Below are 18,814 nucleotides of genomic sequence, written 5' to 3'. Positions count from 1 at the left end.
GGGGCCATCGATGCGCTTACCGACAACCCTTTCAGGTCTGCTCGCGGTCGCGCTTTTGGTCGTCGTCGCCGCCGCGGCGCCGGTGCCGGCGCAGGACGCTGACGAGCACGCCGCCCATCATCCCGTGGCCGCCGACCCAGCCGCGCCTGGCGCGATGGCGCCCGCGTCCGCCTCCGCCATGCCGACACCCGCCATGCCAACCACCGCCATGCCGGGGGCGGGCGCGCCCCAGGACGCCGCCATGGCGGGGATGGGGGGGATGATGGAGAAGATGGACCAGATGGCGGGCTGTTGCGGCCCCGGCCAGAACAACGGTCCGTTCTTCTCGCGCCTGCTGGGCCTACCAGGCCTCGATTCTGAGGCCCGCCAAGCGCTGGCGCGAGACGCGGAGGCGCGGGTCCACAACGGCCTTGTCCTCGCGGGCGAGGGCGCCGCCGAAGGCATGCACGCCTCCAATTCGACCGCCCGTGCGGCGGCGGCGCGGAAGCTTCGAGAGGGCGCCGATCTCTACGCCAGCAGCGCGGCCGCGAAGAGCGCTCTGGAAGGCGAGACCTCGGGACCGAACGTTGCGACCAATTGGTTCCGGACGCAGCTTTCGGTCGGCACGGTCCTATCGGGCGAGCACGCCGCCCATCCGTTCGGGATTTCGCCGGCGCATCTGCTGCTGATGTTATTTCTGACGCTCGTCAGCGCCAGCCTCATCGCCCTGCAACTGTTTCGCCTGCAACGCATCCGCAAGATCGTCGCCGGGGCGCCGGCTGCGCCAGGCGCCACGGCGGTCTCGGCCGCGGCTGGAAACGACCGAAAAGCCGCCGCGCCGGCTCCGGCCGCGACCGTCGCGCCAGGCGGGGCGAAGGCTGTGGCCCCAAGCAGCGCCTTGGACCCGTCCGGCGCGACGCCGCGCAAGCCAAGAAGCTGGACCGGCGCGTTGCGAGTCGCGCAGATCCTGCGCGAAACGCCGACCATCTTGACCTTCCGGCTCGCCGACCCGGCCGCCGACCGGCTGCCGTTCGACTTTCTTCCCGGGCAGTTTCTCCAGGTCGAGGTGGAGCCCGAGCCTGGCAAGACCGCGCGCCGGTCGTACACCATCGCCTCATCCCCGACCCAGCGCGCCCATGTCGAACTCTCCGTGAAGCGCGAAGAGCAGGGCGCTGTCTCGCGCTTTCTCCACGATCACGTGAAGGTCGGAGAGTTAGTCAAAATCTCTGGCCCCTTTGGCGCCTTCACCTTCACGGGGACCGACGCTGACAGCGTCGTGCTCATCGCCGGCGGCGTCGGGATCACGCCGATGATGTCGGTCCTGCGCTATCTCACTGACACCGCCTGGCCAGGCGAGATCTTCTTCCTCTACGGCGCACGGTCGACCGAAGAATTTGCCTTCCGCGAGGACATCGAGCGCCTCGAACGCCGCCACGAGAACCTGCACGTCTTCGCCGCCATGCACCGGGCGCCCGGCACCGTGTGGCATGGGGCCGAAGGGCCGATCACCAAGGAGATGCTCACCAGCGTGGTCCCGGACCTCGCGCGCCGCCGCATTCACCTTTGCGGTCCGCCGGCCATGATGGCGGCCATGAAGGCCCAACTCGCCGAGCTTGGCGTCCCCGAGGCGCAGCTCCATACCGAGGCGTTCGGGCCGGCGTCCCTGCCGATCGATCCGCTCGAGCCGCCGGCCCAAGCCGCGACCGTCGCCCCGGCCGTGGGCAAGCCCGGCCCGACGCCAACGCCGCCGCCCGCAGGGGGGGCGGAAACCTTAGCCGCCACCATCACCTTTTCGGTTTCCGGGGTCTCGGCGCCGCTGCCCGCCACCCAGACGGTGCTCGAAGCCGCCGAAGGCGCGGGAGTCGAGATTCCTTACTCCTGCCGTGTCGGCGAATGCGGCGTCTGCGTCACCAAGCTCATCGACGGCGAGGTCACCATGGCCGTTGAGTCCGGCCTCGCGCCGGAGGACAAGGTCCAGGGCTACATCCTCGCCTGCCAGGCTAAGACGACCGGCAAGCCGCTCGTGGTCGAAGCCTGATGCGCGAGCGTGGCGACATCCTCGTGGCGCTGCTCGCGGGCTTCATCCTCGTCTTCCCGCTGGGGTTCATGATCCACGTCTCGTCGCGGTTTCCGGGCAGCTTCGCCGGCGGCATGCTTGGCGTTCTCGCCGTGCTGATGATGTTGCTGACGCTCCCCTATGTGGCGGCCAAGCACATCGGCGCTGTCGACCGGTTCCTGTCGAGATTTGTGGCCAAGCCGACCCTCTTGGCGGTCCACGTCTACGCCGGCGTGCTCGCGCCGCTGCTCGCCCTGCTTCACGCGGCGCACAAGCTCGACAGTCCCCTCGGGGTGATGCTGACCGGCCTCCTGCTGCTCACCGTCCTGAGCGGGTTCGTTGGCCGATTTCTCCTGGCCGAGCTGGCGCGGGCGCTGCGCGGGCGCAAGACCGAGCTGGCCTCGCTCAAGGCGGCCTATCTGAACCTGCCGCCGCCGCCCACGGGCGTGGAGCCGCCGCCGCGCCAACTCGGTCGGCTGGCCCGCTTGTTGTTCAGGCCGGGTGACCCGCCCGCGGCGCCGGCGCCCGCCGACAAGGCGACGCTGGCCGCCGCGCTGTCGGACAGCGAATACGCCGTTCGGGCGGAAGCCGCGACCAGTTCGCTGTTCGCCAAGTGGCGCCTGCTGCATATCGTGGCCGGGGTCATTCTCTATGGGCTGATCCTGCTCCACGTCGGGGCGGCCCTCTATTACGGGCTGCGTTGGCTATGAAGCGATCGACGCTGTTCTATGGCCTGTTCATCGCGGCGCTGCTGGTCGTTGTGGTCGGCTTGCCGGCGGTCATGCGGACGAATACGCCGGCCAACAGCGGCATGATCGAAGGTCTTGTTTCACCAGGGCCGCTCTCCGCGGCCCACCAGACCTTCGCCGGTCAATGCACGACCTGCCACACGCCGCTGAAGGGCGTGGAGACGAAAACCTGCCTGAGCTGCCATGCCGGGCAGGATTTCGGCGGCAAGCAGTCGACCCAGTTCCACGCGACCGTCGCCGAGTGCACATCGTGCCACGTCGAGCACGACGGCGGCCGTAGCCTCGCCCGCATGAACCATCCGGCGTTGTTGGATCCGAAGGTCTGGAAGCATCCCATGGGGATTCCGGCGGTGGCCAGGAATGCCGGGACCGCCAGCCTGGACTGCGCCAGTTGCCATTCAATGCGGGATCCGCACCAGGGATTGTTCGGGGAGACCTGCGCCAGTTGCCACAGCGTGACCAGTTGGCGCGTCGAGGGGTATCGGCATCCCTCGGTCAACTCGACCCAATGCGCCGAATGCCACAAGCCGCCGCCCAGTCACCAGATGATGCATTTTAGCATGGTGTCGCAACGGGTCGCCGGGGAGAAGGCGCGCGTCGATCAATGCTCCGCCTGTCACACGACCGACAGCTTCAACAACATCCGCAAGCGAGGCTGGTATGATCACCACTGATTTTACCGGCGACATCCTCAGCGCCTTCTTCAAGCTGGCCGTGGTCGTCCTCGAACTGGCCGGCGCCCTGACGATCTTGGCCGGGGCCGCCCTGGCCACCTTCCTGTTCCTCAAGCGCGCCTGGCGCGCCGACCATTCCGAGGCCTACAGCCCGTTCCGCTCGGCCCTGGGCCGCAGCATCCTGCTCGGTCTCGAATTCCTGGTCGCGGGCGACATCGTCAAATCGCTGGTCATCAACCCCACCCTCGATGACCTGATCGTGCTGGCCGGACTCGTTCTGGTGCGCACCTTCCTCAGTATCTCGCTCGGGGTCGAGATCAACGGCCATTGGCCCTGGCAGGACACGCGCATGGCCCGGGAGGCCGTCGCGGCTTCGTCCCAAGCACGGGGGGCGACCAGGGGGCGCAGGCCTGGAGCATCGTCGACGCCGCCCGCCGCCGCCTCGTCAACCTGATCGGAGACACCCTATGCAAGACCGCCGCGGACTTCTCGTCTCGAGCTTGGCGCTCGCCGCCGTTGCCGCCGCCGCCCGGGCCCAGCCCACGACCATGGCCCCTGGTCAGGGCGCCATGTCGATGCAGGCCTGCATCGACGCCTGCCTCGCCACCTATCGTCTGTGCATGGAGACGTCCCGGCATAGCCTGGAGAAGGGCGGCGCCCACGCCGCCCCGGGCCATATCGCGATCTTGCTGGATTGCGCCGACCTCTGCCAGGCGACGGCGACGTCGATGATGCGGGGATCGCCGATCCATACGGTCCTCTGCGAGGCCTGCGCCAAGGCCTGCGAGGCCTGTTCGAAGAACTGCGCCGGCTTCGACGATGTGCGGATGCAGCGATGCGCGGCCAGCTGCCGCGACTGTGCGGCCAGCTGCGCGATGATGGCGATGACCAGTCATTGAGAGGCGACGGCCGGTTCGCCGCCGTTGCTCTGGCGACGAACGGTAGGACGAGCATCGTCGATGTGAACTCCACGTATATGGCCGCCGATCGCCGCCACGCATGCTGACCGCAAGCTGGCCGAGGGCGAAAACCATGCTCCCTCAGCCAAGAACGGCCCCTTTTTCTTGGAGAAACCCAATGCGCAAGACGTCACTCTTGATCGCCGCCCTCAGCCTTCTTGCGCTGGGATCGGCGGCACACGCCGACGACGACATGAAGATGCCCATGCCGGCCAAGCCGGCCGCCGCCGCCAAGCCGACCCCGCAGCATCAGCAAGGGATGCAGCACGGCGGCGACCAGATGCACGAACAGATGATGAAGGACCATGCGGCGGGCATGGCGAACATGGCTGGCATGCCGCCCAAGAAGGACCCGCCGGCCTCGTCGGGCATGAAGATGGGCTGCAGCGACGGCTCCGGCTGCAAGGGCAAGACGATGCCCGCCATGCCCGCCATGCCCGCTGATAAGCCGGACGCGCCCATGCCGATGAAAGACCACATGTAAAACGGCGTTGATGAGGAGGAAAGGCCCGCCCCGGTGATCGGGATGCGGGCTTTTCTTAAGTCAAGGTTGGGGGGTGAGTTCTGCGGACTCTACCTATTCACTCCCCGCCTGGCTGACAAATACCGTTCGACCTCACCATTGGAGGAGCGGCGTCATGTTCGAGCAAGCCATCAAGACCGTCAAATCCACGCCGCTCTTCCGCGAGCGCTACGACAACTGGATTGGTGGACGATGGGTCGCGCCGCTCGGCGGCGCCTCATTCACCGACCATAGCCCGATCAATGGCCGCGCCATCGCCACCTTCGCATCGTCCGGGCCTGAAGACGTGGAACTCGCCCTCGACGCCGCTCACGGCGCCAAGGCGGCCTGGGCCCGGGTCTCGCCCTCGGATCGCGCCCGAATGCTCAACCGCATCGCCGACCGGCTGGAGGACAATCTCGAATTCTTCGCCCTCGCCGAGACGATCGACAACGGCAAGCCCATCCGCGAGACGCGCGCCGCTGACGTTCCCTTGGCGATCGACCACTTCCGCTATTTCGCCGGCTGCATCCGAGCGGAGGAAGGCGCCATCTCGACCATCGACGACAACACCATCGCTTACCATTTCCGCGAACCGCTCGGCGTGGTCGGCCAGATCATCCCATGGAATTTCCCGCTGCTGATGGCGGCGTGGAAAATCGCCCCGGCGCTGGCGGCGGGCAACTGCACCGTGATCAAACCTGCCTCTCAGACGCCGCTGACCCTGCTGTTGTTCGCCGAACTGACGGCTGACATCCTGCCGCCGGGCGTCCTCAACGTCCTGACGGGTCCCGGCGGGACCGTCGGTCGCGCGATCGCGGAGAATCCGCGGATCGCCAAGGTGTCCTTCACCGGGGAGACGACGACCGGGCGCCAGATCATGCACTACGCCGCCGACCATCTGATCCCCCAGACGATGGAACTCGGTGGCAAGTCGGCCAACATCTTCCTGCCCGACGTGATGGATCAGGACGATCGCTTCCTCGACAAGGCCCTGGAGGGGTTTGCGCTGTTCGCCTTCAACAAGGGCGAGGTCTGCACCTGCCCATCACGCGCGCTGGTGCATGAATCGATCTTCGACAGGTTCATGGAAAGGGCGCTCGGCCGCGTCGCGGCCATCCGTCAGGGCGACCCGCTGGATCCGGTCACTCAGGTCGGCGCGCAGGCCTCCGAGGACCAACTGCGCAAGATCCTCGGCTATGTCGAGATCGGCAAGGCCGAGGGCGCCGAGTGCCTGATCGGCGGAGAGCGAGCGCTTCCGGGCGGCGAGCTGAACCAGGGCTATTTCGTCCAACCGACCGTGTTCGTCGGTGAGAACCGCATGCGGATCTTCCAGGAAGAGATTTTCGGCCCGGTGCTTTCGGTGACGCGGTTCAGCAGCGTCGAAGAGGCGATCGATATCGCCAATGACACGCCCTACGGCCTTGGCGGCGGTGTCTGGTCGCGCAACGGCAACAACGCCTACCGCGTCGGCCGCGCTCTGCAGGCTGGGCGGGTCTGGACGAACTGCTACCACGTTTACCCGGCCCACGCCGCGTTCGGCGGCTACAAGGCCTCGGGCTTTGGCCGTGAGAACCATAAGATGATGCTGGATCACTACCAGCAAACCAAGAACCTCCTCGTCTCCTACGACGAGGCGCCCCTGGGTCTGTTCTGACCGGCTGCTGAGGACACCCATGGAAAAGACAATGAAGGCGGCCGTGGTCCGCGCCTTCGGCCAGCCGCTCGTGATCGAGGAGGTGCGGGTTCCGCAGGTCGGCCCCGGCCAGATCCTGGTCAAGATCGCCGCCGCCGGGGTTTGCCACACCGATCTGCACGCCGCGCAGGGCGATTGGCCGGTCAAGCCCAATCCGCCCTTTATTCCAGGCCATGAGGGCGCCGGCCATGTGGTCGCCGTGGGCGCGGGCGTCACCCATGTCCGGGAAGGAGACCGCGTCGGCGTGCCCTGGCTCTACTCCGCCTGCGGTCACTGCGTTCATTGCCTCGGCGGCTGGGAGACCCTCTGCGAACTGCAGCAAAACACCGGATATTCGGTGAACGGCAGCTTCGCTGACTATGTGCTCGCCGATCCCAACTATGTCGGCCACTTGCCCGACAACGTCGGCTTCGTCGAGATCGCCCCCGTGCTGTGCGCGGGCGTCACGGTCTATAAGGGCCTCAAGATGACCGAGGCCAAGCCGGGCGACTGGGTGGCCATCTCTGGCGTCGGCGGCCTTGGGCACATGGCTGTCCAATACGCTAGAGCGATGGGATTGAACGTCGCCGCCGTCGATATCGATGACCAGAAGCTGGCCCTGGCGCGCGCTCTTGGTGCGACCGTGACCGTCAACGCGCTCCACGCCGACCCGGTGGCGGTGCTCAAGAAGGAGATCGGCGGCGCCCACGGCGTCCTCGTGACCGCCGTCTCGCCAAAGGCCTTCGCCCAGGCGCTGGGCCTGGTGCGCAGAGGCGGCACCGTCGCCCTGAATGGATTGCCGCCGGGGGATTTCCCCCTCTCCATCTTCGACACCGTGCTCAACGGGATCACCATCCGCGGTTCGATCGTCGGCACGCGGCTGGACCTGCAAGAGGCTCTGGCCTTTGCCGGTGAGGGAAAGGTGCGCGCCACCGTCTCGACCGATCGGCTCGAGAACATCAATGCAGTTTTCGACCGCATGCGTCGCGGCGAGATCGAGGGCCGGGTCGTGCTCGACCTGTCGGATGGACCCCGCAGTGGTTCATGACTCGCCGTCCGGAAGAACGACGATGCCGACAAACCTAGAGACCCTGGTCCATATCGCGGCGCCGGCGACCGCTGTCTTCGCCCGACTCGACGATCAGACTCGGCTGGGCGCGCACATGGAACAGCCCTCCGCGATGATGGGCGGCGGCCGCATGACCTTTGAGTTCGATGGGAGGCGCGGTCAGGCCATAGGCTCCCACATCAAGATGGGCGGCTCGGCGTTCGGAATCTCCCTCTACGTGGACGAAGTCGTGACGGAGCGCGAGCCGCCGCGCCGCAAGGCCTGGGAAACGGTCGGCCACCCACGCCTACTCGTGGTCGGCGCCTACCGGATGGGCTTCGACATCACACCGGTGGCTGGTGGTTCGGACCTGCGCGTCTGGATCGCCTACAACCTTCCGCCGGGCCTGCTCGGCCGCTGGCTAGGCCCGTTCCTGGCGCCATTCTACGCCAAGTGGTGCGTGGGCCAGATGGCGCGCGACGCGGCGACCTATTTTGCCCAGTCCCATTCACTCTAGGCGCGCTCCGAGCGATCAGGCGCTACCAGCGAGGCGTTGCTGATCATTCGAGTGTCGCGCCACAGCGTCAAGAACAGCCCTGAAAATGATCGGCTTTGCGATCACATCGTCAAAGCCGGCCTCTTGCGCCCGCTTTTCCAGCCGCGGGTCATAATAGGCGGAGATCATGATGGCGCCGCCCCGCCAGCCCTTACTCCTGAGACCCTTGAGAAGCGCCAGGCCGTCGATGTCGGGCATCCGGTAGTCGACGATGAGGCAGTCGGCGCACAACGACTGGGGATCGGCCAGAAGGGCGCGCCCGCTGGTATATCCCCGCACGTGATAGCCACGGGCCGTCAGCATCAGCTGGATCGACCGGCGCACCCCATGATCGTCATCCGACAGCAGGATCGTAAAGCGCTGCTCGGCCGTATAGCCGGTGGTCGGGGGCATGGTTTGGGTACGCTCGCACAGGGCAGGGGTCGAGATACGATCTCAGACCCGCCCCGCGCAGTCGCTACGTAAACGTCCTAGCGCTTGGAGGACGCCCCCATACCGGCCGCAAAGGCGATCCTCAGCGCGTCGGAAAGGCAGTGAACTCCCAATTTCGTCATCAAGCTCGCGCGGTGAACTTCCACGGTGCGCGAAGACACGCCCAGATCATAGGCGATAGTCTTGTTGGGGTAGCCTTGGGCCAGACCCTCCAGGATTTCCTGTTCGCGCGGCGTTAGCGCTGCAACGCGCACCAGCGCTTCGGCCTCTTCCGTCGCTCGAATGTCGGCATTGTCGAGCCGGGCGAACGCCCGCGCGACGGCGTCGAGCACGGCCGCCTTCTCGAAGGGCTTCTCAAGGAAGTCGATGGCTCCGGCCTTCATCGCCTGCACGGCGATCGAGACGTCTCCGTGTCCGGTGACCACCACAACGGGCATGTTGACCCCACGAGCGGCCATCTCGGTCTGCACCTGAAGCCCGTCCATGTCAGGCATCCGGACATCGAGAAGCACGCAACCGACCTCGGCGTTCCGGGCGACCTTCAGGAACTCTACGCCGGACGCGTAGCTATGGACGAGATAGCCCGAGGACCGCAGCAGGAACCCTGCGGACTTTCTTATGGCCTCCTCGTCGTCGACGAGATGGACGATCCGCTTGTCTCTCATTTCTCTTCATCCGCCCGCCCATGAATGAGTGTGAATCGGAAGGCCGTGCCGCCGCCCGGCAACGCGTCGGCCAAGATGCGTCCGCCATGCGCCTCGATGATCGTTCGGCAGATCGACAGGCCAAGACCCATGCCTTCGGCCTTGCTGCTGACGAAAGCCTGGAACAGTCGAGGCGCGATCTCGTCGGAAATGCCGGGCCCCGTATCCTCGACCGACACCTCGATCGCGCCGTCGGGCCGGAGCAAGGTCGACACGGTCAGTTCTCGCACCTCTGATTCCGCCATGGCCTCTACGGCGTTGCGCATGAGGTTCACGAGGACTTGCTGGATCTGCACGCGATCGACGAGGGCCGGCGTAGCCTCGAGATCGAACCTGAAAAAGCTCCTGACGCCGCGCTCTCGCGCACCGACCAGAGCCAGATTGCCGGCTTCCTCGATCAGCCGGGGTAGGTCCTCGATGCTCTTGTCCACGTCGCCGCGCGCGACGAAATCCCGAAGCCGGCGAACGATAAATCCTGCGCGCAACGTCTCGCTCGCGGCTTCCCCAACGGCCTCGCGCAATAGGGAGCGGTCGATCTCGGCGTCGCCGATCAGCAGATCGCGGATTGTCTCAAGGTAGTTGGCCACCGCCGTCAAAGGCTGGTTGATTTCGTGGGCGAGGGTGGAGGCCATAGTGCCCATGGCGCTCAGTCGCGAGACGTGAACGAGTTCCGCCTGCAGTTCCTTGAGCCTGAGCTCGTCACGCTCCTTCGCGGTCAGGTCCCGAACGAAGCCGGTGAAGATCCGGCTGCCGTCCTCGCCGGCCTGGCCGACGGATAGCTCCATGGGAAAGGTGGTCCCGTCACGGCGCTGGCCCACCACCACGCGACCCATTCCGATGACGCGGCGCTCGCCGGTTTCGAGATAGTGGGCGATATACTGGTCGTGGCGGCCGCGGTCAGGCTCCGGCATGAGACAGGAGATGTTCCTGCCGAGCAGCTCGCTTTCCCCGTAGCCGAACAGGCGCTCGGCCGCCGCGCTGAACGAGGTAATCGTACCTCGCTCGTCGATGATGATCATGGCGTCGGGAACGGTGGCGAGTATGGACTGCAGATGCTGCTCTCGGGCCTCGATCGACGCCCGCACGGCAACATCCACGGTGATGTCGCGCGCGATGCAGCTAAAGCCCCGCAGGACGCCGCTCTCGTCCCACAGCGCGTTTATCGTCAGCCGTGCAAGATACTCGGAACCGTCGTGACAAACGCGCCAAGCGTCACGTTCCAGGAGGCCGTCCTTCACCGCGGCAGACAGATCGGCCGCGGGCCGTCCCTCGGCAATTCCGTCGGGCGGGTAGAAGAGTTCGTGGGAACGCCCACGCACTTGTTCGGGAGGCCAATATCCGACGACCTCGGTCGCGTTGTTCATATCGAGGATGACGCCTTGCGGATCCAGCAACACGATGGCGTAGCCGCTCGCCTGGCGCATCATCAGGGCCCCAAGCGCGCTCGCCTTCGAGGCCGCGCGGGCATTCCCATCGCTAACGCTCATGCCAATCTCCGCGCGTGATCAAGCCGCTGGGATGGACGAGGGGGGCGCTTCATCAGTGTTTTGCCGGCGCTGCGCAGGCTTGGAACACCCCACTGCCGTAAAGCCGCCGCCCGCTGACGCGCCACAGCTTGGAGTGTCCCGTCGTGTAAGCACCGGCCATGCATCAAGAGGTCTCACAAGGAAACGCTTCGAGGGATACGCGTCCGGTTGGGTCTATCCCTCAAGCAATCGGCCCAAGGCGATTTCGAAGCGCCCTGATGCGGCAAGGCCCCAAAGAACGGAGCCGAGCAGGAGGTGACCGCCGAGCCCGCCGAGTGGCCGCCCTTTGCCGGCCATATCCATTGTGCGGTAGAGTCTAGAGGGCCGCTGGCGGGGCCAACGTGCCCAGCCAGGCGACGAGCGCGAGCACCCCGAGCCCGGCGGCCGATTCCAGCGCCACGCTGCGTTTGAGCGCGGAAAGCGCTGAGGTCCCCCTGGCGCGGGCCATATCCCGCTCCAGCCGAGGCGTGAGCGCGAAACGGTTGAGCGCGGCCAGGCTGAGCATCAAGCCAAAGACGACCAGCTTGGCCAGCAGCGCCACGCCCCACGCGGTCGAGGCCGCCAAGACAATTTGGCTCGGCCCGACGAGGAACCAGACATTGACCAGGCCGGTCAGCACCAGGGTCGCGACGACCAGCGAACCGACGCCGGAAAACCCCTCAAGGGCCTGGTGGAGTTCGCGCAACGACGTCTCGCTCGGGGTGCGAGCGCCAAGGATCAGGGCCGCCAAGGCCGCCAGGGCGCCCAGCCAGACACCGGCCGCCAGCAGGTGGACGATGTCGGCGACCAGCTTGAACGCGCCGCTCAGGCCCGCGCCGTCGGCGCCATGTCCGCTCCAGGCGAAGCTGCCCAGGGCAATGGCGCCCAGGGCGGACGCGGCCGACCACAAGGCGCGCGAGGGGCGGCCGCCCAGGGCGACAATCACGGCGGCGAGACCCGCGATCAAGCGGACGATCACCGACAGGCCAAATTGCGTGCCGGTCGCGACCATCGCCAGGGTCTCGCGATCAAAGGCGTCGGCCGCGCTTCCGGCCATCATCGCGGTCTGGGCCAGCAGGGCGAGACCCGATCCGATCATCACGGCCACGCCGCCAGCCAGGACCAGGCGTCTCGGCCAGATCATCGTGACCCCGCCACTCGCCAAGCCATAGAGACAAAAGAGCGGCGATCCGAATAGGACCGCCGCGCCGATGTACTGGACCAGGCGCGCGAGAACGACGGCCAGTTCGATCATGGGCCTAGCGCACCGTGAAGGTGTAGGCGCCGTTCATGCGGTGCGCGTCGGCGGTGACGGCGTGCCAGGTGACCTTATAGGCGCCGGGCGCCAGCGGAGCGGCCAGCGCGCCCTCCAGACCCATGCCGTCGGCGGCGACCGTCGTCTTGATCGAGACAGCCGCGCCGGCGGCGTTGGCGATCTCGAAGCCCGAAAATTTCGGTTCCAACTTTTCGCTGAACTTCAGGTTCAGCGCCTTGGGGGCGGCGACCGTGGCGTTGGGCGCCGGATTGGCGGTCACCAGCTTGGCGTGGGCGAGCGCCTGGGACGCACCCAGGAGCATGGCGCCGGCGGCGATCGTCGCCAGCAGGGTCGAGGGGGTCTTGGTGGTCATGACTTGTCTCCAGGAGACGACGCCCCGGTCGCCCGATGATGATACGCGCCATTCAGAGCCGAGCCCTCGCGACGCCGTGAAGAATTCTCCCGATCGCGAAGTCCGCGGTCAGCCATGGCGCGCGAAAACGCGTGTGGAGCCCTTGGCGTCCAGCAGCAAAAGAGTGGCATAGGGTTCGGAGGGCGCTCCCGCGATTTCCATACCGGGCGAACCGATCGGCATGCCTGGCAGCACCAGGCCCAGCGCCTTGGGCCGTTCTCTCAGCAGCCGCAGGATATCGGCCGGTGGAACATGGCCTTCGATAGTGTAGCCGCCGATCCGCGCGGTGTGGCAGGACGACAGCGCGTCGGGCACTCCATAGGTCGCCCGCACGCTCGTCAGATCGTTGAGAACCGATACCCGCGGCTTGAGGCCGGCCGACGCCAGGGCGTCGATCCACTTACCGCAGCAGGCGCAGACCGGCGTCTTGTAGACCTGAATGGCGAGCGGGTCGGCGGCTTTGGCGCAGCCGGCGAGCAGGGTGGCCGCCGCAGCCGCGCCCAGCAGAACGGTGCGCCGGGCTATGGGCGAGACCGGGGTGAAACGTGTCATTGGGAGGTCCTGCGGTTCCAAGGCCAAGGCGCCGGGCGAGGCTAAGGTTTGCCGGCGGGCATCGGCATGTTCGACATCCCCGGCATGTCACGCATCATCGCGTCGTGATCTTCCGGGGCGCTCTTGATGGCGGCCTGGTATTGTTCGGGCGACATCGATGGCAATTGTCGCACGAAGGCGACCATGTCCCACATCAACTCGTCGCTGTGGGTGCGGCCCCAGGCCGGCATGGCGGTCATCTTCACCCCATGCTTGATCATCCAGAACTCCTGGGCCGGGCTATGACCCAAGGTGCGGTAGAGTTCGGGCGCTTGCGGGTAGAGACCCTGGCTGATCTCGGTCTTCTCAAGCCCTGGTCCTAGATGGCAGCCGCTGCACATCTCGGTGTAGAGGCCCGCGCCGACGGCGATGCGCTTGGGGTCATTGAGGTCGGCCGGGACCTTGATGTTGCGAGCGCGCACGGCGATGGAGCGGTCGCGGAGGCTTTGGATCATCCAATAGGTCGGCTTTGTGTGCGGAACATCGGCGCCGATATTGTAGAGCCCGGCGTAGAGACCCGCGCCGACGATCCCGCCAATCAACAGGGCCGCGACCGTGACGAAGGGCAGGCTCGGAAAGTGCCGCTTGAAATCGAGACGCTGCTTCTCGGTCATCGTTCGGCTCCGCGAAACGATCGGCGGCCAGGACGCCGATCTTGGATGTGATCCTTGCAACGTCTACGCGCCAGCCGGCGTCCATCCCTCGCCGCACCGTGATTGTGCCTGAGGCTATTTGGGTTTGGCGGCGCGCGACGACCAATGGATGTGGACGATCTTCCATCCCGCGGGTCCGTTGCGCAGCATCATGGATTCGGCTGACAGCCTGTCCACCGGCTTGCCGTTGTAGGTCCCGGTCATGCGGCTCTCGGTGACGATGTAGGCCAAGTCGCCGATCGCCTCACCGGTGCTGGCCAGCGGCGTGCTGGGCACCGCGTGGGTGAAGGCGGCGTCGGCCGCCAAGTGATGGCTGGCATATTCGGCCCGCGAACGCTCCGCGCCGCCCTCCTCGACGATGAGGACATCAGGCGCCAGATAATCCAAGGCCCGTTGCGTCTCGCCCGCGGCCAGAGCCGCGTGGAACCCTTCCACCGCCTGTCGAGCGGCGCGGGCCGACGGCGACACCTGGCCTGATGGGGCCGCTGTCTTGGCCGGTTCGTGGGCCTGCGCGGCGCTCGCCGCCACAAGCACGACCGCGGCTAAGAGCGATATCGAACGTGTCATTCAGATCTCCAACCGATGGGCGCTGAGGCCGTTCTAGAACCAGGCGCGAAGGCCCAGTACGACGCGGGCGTCTTCGACATCCTCGCCGCCGGTTCGGGCGTAGTCGGCGGTCTTGCCGAACTTGCGGTCGTAGGTGACGCCGACATAGGGCGCGAACTCGCGGCGGATCTCGTAACGCAGGCGCAGGCCAAGCTCGACATCCGACAAACCGGAGCCGACGCCGGTCGCCCGGTCGTTCGAGGCGGCGAGATTGAGTTCGGCGCGCGGCTGAATGATCAGGCGCTGAGTCAGGCGCTGATCGTAGTAGCCCTCCAAACGCGCCGACAGGTCGCCTTTGTTGGACAGGAACGCCGCGCCGCTGACCTCGAACCAATAGGGCGCGAGGCCCTCGAAGCCGATAGTCGCATAGGTCCGTGAAGGCCTGGGCTCGAAGTCATGGCGCACACCGGCCTGGAGATTGAAGTACGGCCCGACGCTGCGCGAATAGAGCGCTTGAAGTTCGGCGCGGTTCAGCCCATCGCCACTGAGGCCTTCGCCTTCCGATTTGAGCGTCAGGCGGTTGATGTCGCCGCCAAACCAGGCTTCGCCCTCCCAGCGATAACTGTCCTTGCCCGACCGTGGCGCCCATTCGGCGAAATTGGCCATCACCAGCGAGGTGATGCCACCGCCGTGCTCCTTACGCAGCAGCGCGCGCGCCTTGGCCATGCCCGTCGGGTCAAAGACATTGTCGGCTGCATGGTCGGTGGGCGCGGGCGGCGGCGGCGTATTGGGAATATCGCCCATGTCAGCCATCGAACTCATGGCCTGGTCCGTGTTCATCCCTGGCATGGGCATCGCGGCCATGTCGTGGCCGGCGTGCGGATCGGCGGACGTGGCAGGCATCGGCATGGCCCCCATGTCCTGGCCCGTCGGGGCGGCGGGCATGGCCATCGTGCTCATGTCGTGGCCCGCGTGGGGATCGGCGACCTGGCCGCTGGCGGGCGATGGCATGGCCATCGCGCCCATGGCGCGCCCGGCGGCGGGCTTGGCCGTCGTCCGTGGCGCAGCGGCCTTCCGAGGGGCCGCCTTCTTCTTGACAACCGGCTTCTGGGCAGGCGGTTTTTTGGCAACCGGCTTGGCCGTGGGCGCGGGCATCTGCATGCCCGGCATCATCGAATGGTCCATGGTCTGAGCCAGCGCCGGCGCGCCCAACATCAGCGGCAGGAGGCCGATCAAAGCTGCGGTCTTCATGCTGCGGCTCCTTCAAGCGGCCGCACGCTGAACACTTGGAACATGCCCGCGTGCATGTGGTAGAGCATGTGGCAGTGGAAGGCCCAATCACCCGGGTCGGCTGTGAAGTCCCACGACACCTTGCCGCCCGGCAGCACGATGACCGTATGTTTTCGCGGGCCGTAGCCGACCGGCGCATGGGTCAGCTCGAAGAAGTGGCCGTGTAGGTGGATTGGGTGGGCCATCATGGTGTCGTTGACCAGGGTGACCCGGACTCGCTCGTTCTTTTCGAAGGCGTAGGGCTTGGTGGTCTCGCTGAACTTCTGCCCGTCGAACCCCCACATGAAACGCTCCATGTTCCCGGTCAGCCGGATCTCCAGCGCCCGCGTCGGCGCGCGCACGTCGGGGTTTTGTGTCAAGGCGACGAGGTCCTTGTAGACCAGCACCCGATGGCCGACGCTTTCCAGGCCCTGCCCAGGCTCGCCGGTGCGATCCATGGGCATCGGCGCGATCGTCTGGACCCCGGGGCCGAGCTTGATCTGGGGCGCGTTGGCCCCGTCCCGCATCGACATCTTCATGCCGCCCATATCGCCCATGGCGTCCGAGCCGCGGGGTTTGGGCGCGGCCATACCCGGTGGCGGACTCATGCCCGCCATCTCATGACCCATGGCGGCGTGGTCCATCCCCTGCATCGCGCCTGGACTGCTCATATCCATGCCGCCCATGTCCATGTTGCCCATGTCCATGCCCATGTCCTTCATGGTGGCCAGGGGCCGCTCGCGCAGGGGCGGGACCGGCGCGGTTATCCCCGCGCGCGGTGCCAGCGTGGCGCGCGCCATGCCCGAGCGGTCGACGGCCTCGGCGACGAGCGTGAAGGCCTTGTCCTCGGTGGGTTGGACGATGACGTCGTAGGTCTCGGCGTTGCCGATCTGGAACTCGTCGACTTCGACGGGACGCACCGTCTGGCCGTCGGCGGCCACCACGGTCAGCTTCAGGCCGGGAATCCGCACGTTGAACATCATCTGGGCGGCGGTGTTGATGAACCGCAGGCGCACCCGCTCGCCCGGCGTGAACAGGCCGGTCCAGTTGTCGGCGGGGCCGTGGCCGTTGACCAGGAACGTCATCACCGCGCCGGTGACGTCGGAAATGTCGGTGGGGTCCATGCGCATCTTCCCCCACTCCATCCGCTCCTGGAGTGTCTGGTCCTTGCCGGCCATCAGGCTGGAGAGGGTCTGCTTCTGGTAATTGAACACGCCGGCCTGCTGCTTCATGCGCTTGAAGATCAGGTGGGGGTGCATGAAGCTGAAATCGGAGAGCACGATCACATGCTCACGATCATAGGCGACCGGATCGGGCCCGGCCGGCTCGATGACGAGGGGGCCGTAGTGCCCCTCGGCCTCCTGCAGGCCCGAATGGCTATGATACCAGTAGGTGCCCGATTGCTTGACCGGGAATTCGTAGACGAAGGTTTCGCCGGGCGGAATGCCGGGGAAGCTGACGCCTGGCACGCCGTCCATCTGGAAAGGCACGAGCAACCCGTGCCAGTGGATCGAGGTCTCCTCGTCTAGGGTGTTGGTCACCGAGAGCCGGACGGTCTGGCCTTCCTTCAGGCGGATCAGGGGGCCGGGCACCGTGCCGTTGATGGTCACCGCGTGGCTCGTCTTACCGTCGATCGTTACCTCGGAATGGCCGATGGTCAGCTTGATATCCTGTCCCGAAACCGTGGGCAGGGTGGAGCCGAGGCCCTGCGTCGCGCTCTGCGCCCAGGTCGGGAGAAGAGCCCCGGTCGCCAGGCCCGCGCCCACCGCGGCGGCTCCGCGCAACAGCTGCCGACGGTCAAATTGAGTCATCATCCGAGATCCTGCGACTGGTGACCAGGATGCGGCTAGAGCAATCCCGTCCTGGTCACTACGTTTCAACACGATCATAGCCCTCGCCGATCCAGCCGATTTTTGCCGCATGCTCAATATTCGGGACCTCGCCGCGCCTTCAGCGGCGCTGAAGACCGTCGGGCTCGCGGCCGAGCAGGAAGGATGAGGGCTGACCTCTCCCCCGCGCGTATGGACACGACAGGGTGGGGACCAGAATGCGATCAGCCAAGCCGCTTAAACGCGAAGCTACGCCCTTCCCGAACGATCTGCCCGCGCTGACCTCGGTCCGCTTTGCGCTCGCCATGGGAGTGGTGCTCTTCCACTACCAACTCCAATGGTCTTGGGACGCCATGGCCTCGACAGGGGTCCTTGATCGAGCCGGGCTCGGCGTCGATGCGTTCTTCATCTTGTCCGGCTTCGTCCTCACCCATGCCTATCGTCAGGCGCTGGTAGAAAGGCGGCTGAACTACCGCCGCTTCTTGACGGCGCGCTTCGCACGCGTCTACCCGGCCCACATCGCCGTTTTGGGGTTCGTGCTGGTGATGGTTGGCGCGGGAACCCTGATCGGCGCTGAGTTTGATCGGCGGCTCTACAATCCTCTCGGTCTGCTCACGACCGTCCTGCTGGTGCATGCTTGGTTGCCTGAAACCGTCGTGGCGGAATGGAACGGCCCCTCATGGTCGCTCTCCGCCGAATGGTTCGCCTATCTCGCCTTTCCCGCCTTTGCCTGGATCGGCCTCGTTCTGGCCCGTCGACCATGGATCCTGCTCGCCCTGTCGGCGCTGGTCTTCCTGGCGCTGGATTTGATCTACCAGGCGGTGTTTGGCGACCTGGTCGTCCACGCCCAACTGAACATGGGTGTGCTGCGGATCATACCCGAGTTTCTCTATGGCATAGGCCTCTACCGGTTGGGACAGCGGATGCGGCTCACACGGCGCCAAGCGATCGGCGCGGCCTGGCTGTCGGCGATCATTCTGTTGCTGCTCATGCACTTCAAAGCGGACGAGCGGATCGTGGTGGCTGCGGCGGGGCCCTTGGTCCTCAGCCTGGCCCTTCTGTCGAAATCGGGCGCTGATCGCGCGGTCGCCCGGCCATCGATGCTGGCCGCAGGCGAGGCCTCCTACGCCTTGTACTTGGTCCACATGCCTATTCTGATTGGATGGAAGGGCGTCAATTCCGCTCTGACGCAGCGGCCGAGCGCCTATGTGCTGGCGTGGTGGGAGGTATCGTGCCTGCTCATGCTCACGCTCGTTGCCGCGTTCGCTGTGCATGTCTTCGTCGAGAGACCCGCGCGAACATGGATTCGGCGCGGCGCCGACCGTTTGCTGCCGGTGACCGGCGCAAAGGCGATCATGGGGTCCGGATCGCAGCCTCCGGACGTCTAGGCAGGACTGCGCGAGCCGCTGTTGGGATGCGC

Annotated in this window: 20 protein-coding genes; 10 read left to right on the top strand and 10 right to left on the bottom strand. The window is 66.3% G+C overall.

The features are described from left to right. The first annotated feature begins 10 nt into the window (after positions 1 to 10). From CSW62_RS12765 to CSW62_RS12725, 9 genes are all read left to right on the top strand, one after another. The gene (locus CSW62_RS12765; RefSeq protein WP_099578326.1) at positions 11 to 2,017 is read left to right on the top strand and encodes a 2Fe-2S iron-sulfur cluster-binding protein; all 2,007 of its coding nucleotides are present in this window, start codon (positions 11 to 13) and stop codon (positions 2,015 to 2,017) included. Further along, positions 2,017 to 2,745: a hypothetical protein gene (locus CSW62_RS12760; protein WP_099578324.1), complete on the top strand. Its 729-nt coding sequence runs from the start codon at positions 2,017 to 2,019 to the stop codon at positions 2,743 to 2,745. The genes CSW62_RS12765 and CSW62_RS12760 overlap by 1 nt, the downstream gene beginning before the upstream one ends. After that, positions 2,742 to 3,458 (top strand): cytochrome c3 family protein, encoded by a 717-nt coding sequence (locus CSW62_RS12755; protein WP_099578322.1) that lies wholly within the window; start codon positions 2,742 to 2,744, stop codon positions 3,456 to 3,458. The genes CSW62_RS12760 and CSW62_RS12755 overlap by 4 nt, the downstream gene beginning before the upstream one ends. Then, positions 3,445 to 3,912, top strand: a complete 468-nt coding sequence (locus CSW62_RS12750; RefSeq protein WP_099578320.1) for a DUF1622 domain-containing protein — start codon at positions 3,445 to 3,447, stop codon at positions 3,910 to 3,912. The genes CSW62_RS12755 and CSW62_RS12750 overlap by 14 nt, the downstream gene beginning before the upstream one ends. A gap of 13 nt (positions 3,913 to 3,925) precedes the next feature. Then, positions 3,926 to 4,357, top strand: coding sequence for a four-helix bundle copper-binding protein (locus tag CSW62_RS12745; RefSeq protein ID WP_099578318.1), 432 nt, complete (start codon positions 3,926 to 3,928; stop codon positions 4,355 to 4,357). A 178-nt stretch (positions 4,358 to 4,535) separates the two neighbouring features. After that, positions 4,536 to 4,901 carry a hypothetical protein gene (locus CSW62_RS12740; RefSeq protein ID WP_012286371.1) on the top strand — a complete coding sequence of 122 codons (366 nt, stop codon included), beginning with the start codon at positions 4,536 to 4,538 and terminating at the stop codon, positions 4,899 to 4,901. 154 nt (positions 4,902 to 5,055) lie between these two features. Continuing rightward, the gene (locus tag CSW62_RS12735) at positions 5,056 to 6,576 is read left to right on the top strand and encodes an aldehyde dehydrogenase family protein (RefSeq protein ID WP_012286372.1); all 1,521 of its coding nucleotides are present in this window, start codon (positions 5,056 to 5,058) and stop codon (positions 6,574 to 6,576) included. A gap of 19 nt (positions 6,577 to 6,595) precedes the next feature. After that, positions 6,596 to 7,642, top strand: coding sequence for an alcohol dehydrogenase AdhP (gene adhP, locus CSW62_RS12730; protein WP_099578316.1), 1,047 nt, complete (start codon positions 6,596 to 6,598; stop codon positions 7,640 to 7,642). Positions 7,643 to 7,664: 22 nt separating this feature from the next. Beyond that, positions 7,665 to 8,159 (top strand): SRPBCC family protein, encoded by a 495-nt coding sequence (locus CSW62_RS12725; protein WP_099578314.1) that lies wholly within the window; start codon positions 7,665 to 7,667, stop codon positions 8,157 to 8,159. A 15-nt stretch (positions 8,160 to 8,174) separates the two neighbouring features. Here CSW62_RS12725 and CSW62_RS12720 read toward each other — a convergent pair whose 3' ends face one another. The 10 genes from CSW62_RS12720 to CSW62_RS12675 all read right to left on the bottom strand — a co-directional run bounded on the left by CSW62_RS12720 (position 8,175) and on the right by CSW62_RS12675 (position 17,379). Beyond that, positions 8,175 to 8,591, bottom strand: coding sequence for a response regulator (locus tag CSW62_RS12720; protein WP_012286375.1), 417 nt, complete (start codon positions 8,589 to 8,591; stop codon positions 8,175 to 8,177). Between the two features lie 77 nt (positions 8,592 to 8,668). After that, positions 8,669 to 9,295 (bottom strand): response regulator transcription factor, encoded by a 627-nt coding sequence (locus tag CSW62_RS12715; RefSeq protein WP_012286376.1) that lies wholly within the window; start codon positions 9,293 to 9,295, stop codon positions 8,669 to 8,671. Beyond that, positions 9,292 to 10,821, bottom strand: coding sequence for a PAS domain-containing sensor histidine kinase (locus tag CSW62_RS12710; RefSeq protein ID WP_099578312.1), 1,530 nt, complete (start codon positions 10,819 to 10,821; stop codon positions 9,292 to 9,294). Before CSW62_RS12710 ends, CSW62_RS12715 begins: the two co-directional genes overlap by 4 nt. Before the next feature lie 355 nt (positions 10,822 to 11,176). After that, complete coding sequence (copD, locus tag CSW62_RS12705; RefSeq protein WP_099578310.1) at positions 11,177 to 12,094, bottom strand: copper homeostasis membrane protein CopD; 918 nt, start codon at positions 12,092 to 12,094, stop codon at positions 11,177 to 11,179. Between the two features lie 4 nt (positions 12,095 to 12,098). Continuing rightward, positions 12,099 to 12,467: a copper homeostasis periplasmic binding protein CopC gene (gene copC, locus CSW62_RS12700; protein ID WP_099578307.1), complete on the bottom strand. Its 369-nt coding sequence runs from the start codon at positions 12,465 to 12,467 to the stop codon at positions 12,099 to 12,101. Positions 12,468 to 12,575: 108 nt separating this feature from the next. Beyond that, positions 12,576 to 13,058 carry a DUF411 domain-containing protein gene (locus CSW62_RS12695; protein ID WP_099578305.1) on the bottom strand — a complete coding sequence of 161 codons (483 nt, stop codon included), beginning with the start codon at positions 13,056 to 13,058 and terminating at the stop codon, positions 12,576 to 12,578. Positions 13,059 to 13,099: 41 nt separating this feature from the next. After that, complete coding sequence (locus CSW62_RS12690; RefSeq protein ID WP_099578304.1) at positions 13,100 to 13,711, bottom strand: cytochrome c; 612 nt, start codon at positions 13,709 to 13,711, stop codon at positions 13,100 to 13,102. Positions 13,712 to 13,825: 114 nt separating this feature from the next. Beyond that, positions 13,826 to 14,317 carry a nuclear transport factor 2 family protein gene (locus CSW62_RS12685; protein WP_099578302.1) on the bottom strand — a complete coding sequence of 164 codons (492 nt, stop codon included), beginning with the start codon at positions 14,315 to 14,317 and terminating at the stop codon, positions 13,826 to 13,828. A gap of 33 nt (positions 14,318 to 14,350) precedes the next feature. Then, positions 14,351 to 15,547, bottom strand: coding sequence for a copper resistance protein B (locus CSW62_RS12680; RefSeq protein WP_099578300.1), 1,197 nt, complete (start codon positions 15,545 to 15,547; stop codon positions 14,351 to 14,353). After that, the gene (locus CSW62_RS12675; RefSeq protein ID WP_099578297.1) at positions 15,544 to 17,379 is read right to left on the bottom strand and encodes a copper resistance system multicopper oxidase; all 1,836 of its coding nucleotides are present in this window, start codon (positions 17,377 to 17,379) and stop codon (positions 15,544 to 15,546) included. Before CSW62_RS12675 ends, CSW62_RS12680 begins: the two co-directional genes overlap by 4 nt. Before the next feature lie 233 nt (positions 17,380 to 17,612). Between CSW62_RS12675 and CSW62_RS12670 the strand changes: the two genes are divergently transcribed. Then, complete coding sequence (locus CSW62_RS12670) at positions 17,613 to 18,782, top strand: acyltransferase (protein ID WP_099578295.1); 1,170 nt, start codon at positions 17,613 to 17,615, stop codon at positions 18,780 to 18,782. The last annotated feature ends 32 nt before the right edge of the window (positions 18,783 to 18,814 follow it).

Source organism: Caulobacter sp. FWC2 (genome assembly GCF_002742625.1).
Lineage (GTDB): Bacteria > Pseudomonadota > Alphaproteobacteria > Caulobacterales > Caulobacteraceae > Caulobacter.
Note: the sequence above shows the minus strand (reverse complement) of the source record. Positions and strands in the feature narration are given on the sequence as shown.

Excerpts from the sequence above, each read along its gene's own strand:
- CSW62_RS12765 (WP_099578326.1), top strand. The coding sequence starts at position 11 with ATGCGCTTACCGACAACCCTTTCAGGTCTGCTCGCGGTCGCGCTTTTG.
- CSW62_RS12760 (WP_099578324.1), top strand. The coding sequence starts at position 2,017 with ATGCGCGAGCGTGGCGACATCCTCGTGGCGCTGCTCGCGGGCTTCATC.
- CSW62_RS12755 (WP_099578322.1), top strand. The coding sequence starts at position 2,742 with ATGAAGCGATCGACGCTGTTCTATGGCCTGTTCATCGCGGCGCTGCTG.
- CSW62_RS12750 (WP_099578320.1), top strand. The coding sequence starts at position 3,445 with ATGATCACCACTGATTTTACCGGCGACATCCTCAGCGCCTTCTTCAAG.
- CSW62_RS12745 (WP_099578318.1), top strand. The coding sequence starts at position 3,926 with ATGCAAGACCGCCGCGGACTTCTCGTCTCGAGCTTGGCGCTCGCCGCC.
- CSW62_RS12740 (WP_012286371.1), top strand. The coding sequence starts at position 4,536 with ATGCGCAAGACGTCACTCTTGATCGCCGCCCTCAGCCTTCTTGCGCTG.
- CSW62_RS12735 (WP_012286372.1), top strand. The coding sequence starts at position 5,056 with ATGTTCGAGCAAGCCATCAAGACCGTCAAATCCACGCCGCTCTTCCGC.
- adhP (WP_099578316.1), top strand. The coding sequence starts at position 6,596 with ATGGAAAAGACAATGAAGGCGGCCGTGGTCCGCGCCTTCGGCCAGCCG.
- CSW62_RS12725 (WP_099578314.1), top strand. The coding sequence starts at position 7,665 with ATGCCGACAAACCTAGAGACCCTGGTCCATATCGCGGCGCCGGCGACC.
- CSW62_RS12720 (WP_012286375.1), bottom strand. The coding sequence starts at position 8,591 with ATGCCCCCGACCACCGGCTATACGGCCGAGCAGCGCTTTACGATCCTG.
- CSW62_RS12715 (WP_012286376.1), bottom strand. The coding sequence starts at position 9,295 with ATGAGAGACAAGCGGATCGTCCATCTCGTCGACGACGAGGAGGCCATA.
- CSW62_RS12710 (WP_099578312.1), bottom strand. The coding sequence starts at position 10,821 with ATGAGCGTTAGCGATGGGAATGCCCGCGCGGCCTCGAAGGCGAGCGCG.
- copD (WP_099578310.1), bottom strand. The coding sequence starts at position 12,094 with ATGATCGAACTGGCCGTCGTTCTCGCGCGCCTGGTCCAGTACATCGGC.
- copC (WP_099578307.1), bottom strand. The coding sequence starts at position 12,467 with ATGACCACCAAGACCCCCTCGACCCTGCTGGCGACGATCGCCGCCGGC.
- CSW62_RS12695 (WP_099578305.1), bottom strand. The coding sequence starts at position 13,058 with ATGACACGTTTCACCCCGGTCTCGCCCATAGCCCGGCGCACCGTTCTG.
- CSW62_RS12690 (WP_099578304.1), bottom strand. The coding sequence starts at position 13,711 with ATGACCGAGAAGCAGCGTCTCGATTTCAAGCGGCACTTTCCGAGCCTG.
- CSW62_RS12685 (WP_099578302.1), bottom strand. The coding sequence starts at position 14,317 with ATGACACGTTCGATATCGCTCTTAGCCGCGGTCGTGCTTGTGGCGGCG.
- CSW62_RS12680 (WP_099578300.1), bottom strand. The coding sequence starts at position 15,547 with ATGAAGACCGCAGCTTTGATCGGCCTCCTGCCGCTGATGTTGGGCGCG.
- CSW62_RS12675 (WP_099578297.1), bottom strand. The coding sequence starts at position 17,379 with ATGATGACTCAATTTGACCGTCGGCAGCTGTTGCGCGGAGCCGCCGCG.
- CSW62_RS12670 (WP_099578295.1), top strand. The coding sequence starts at position 17,613 with ATGCGATCAGCCAAGCCGCTTAAACGCGAAGCTACGCCCTTCCCGAAC.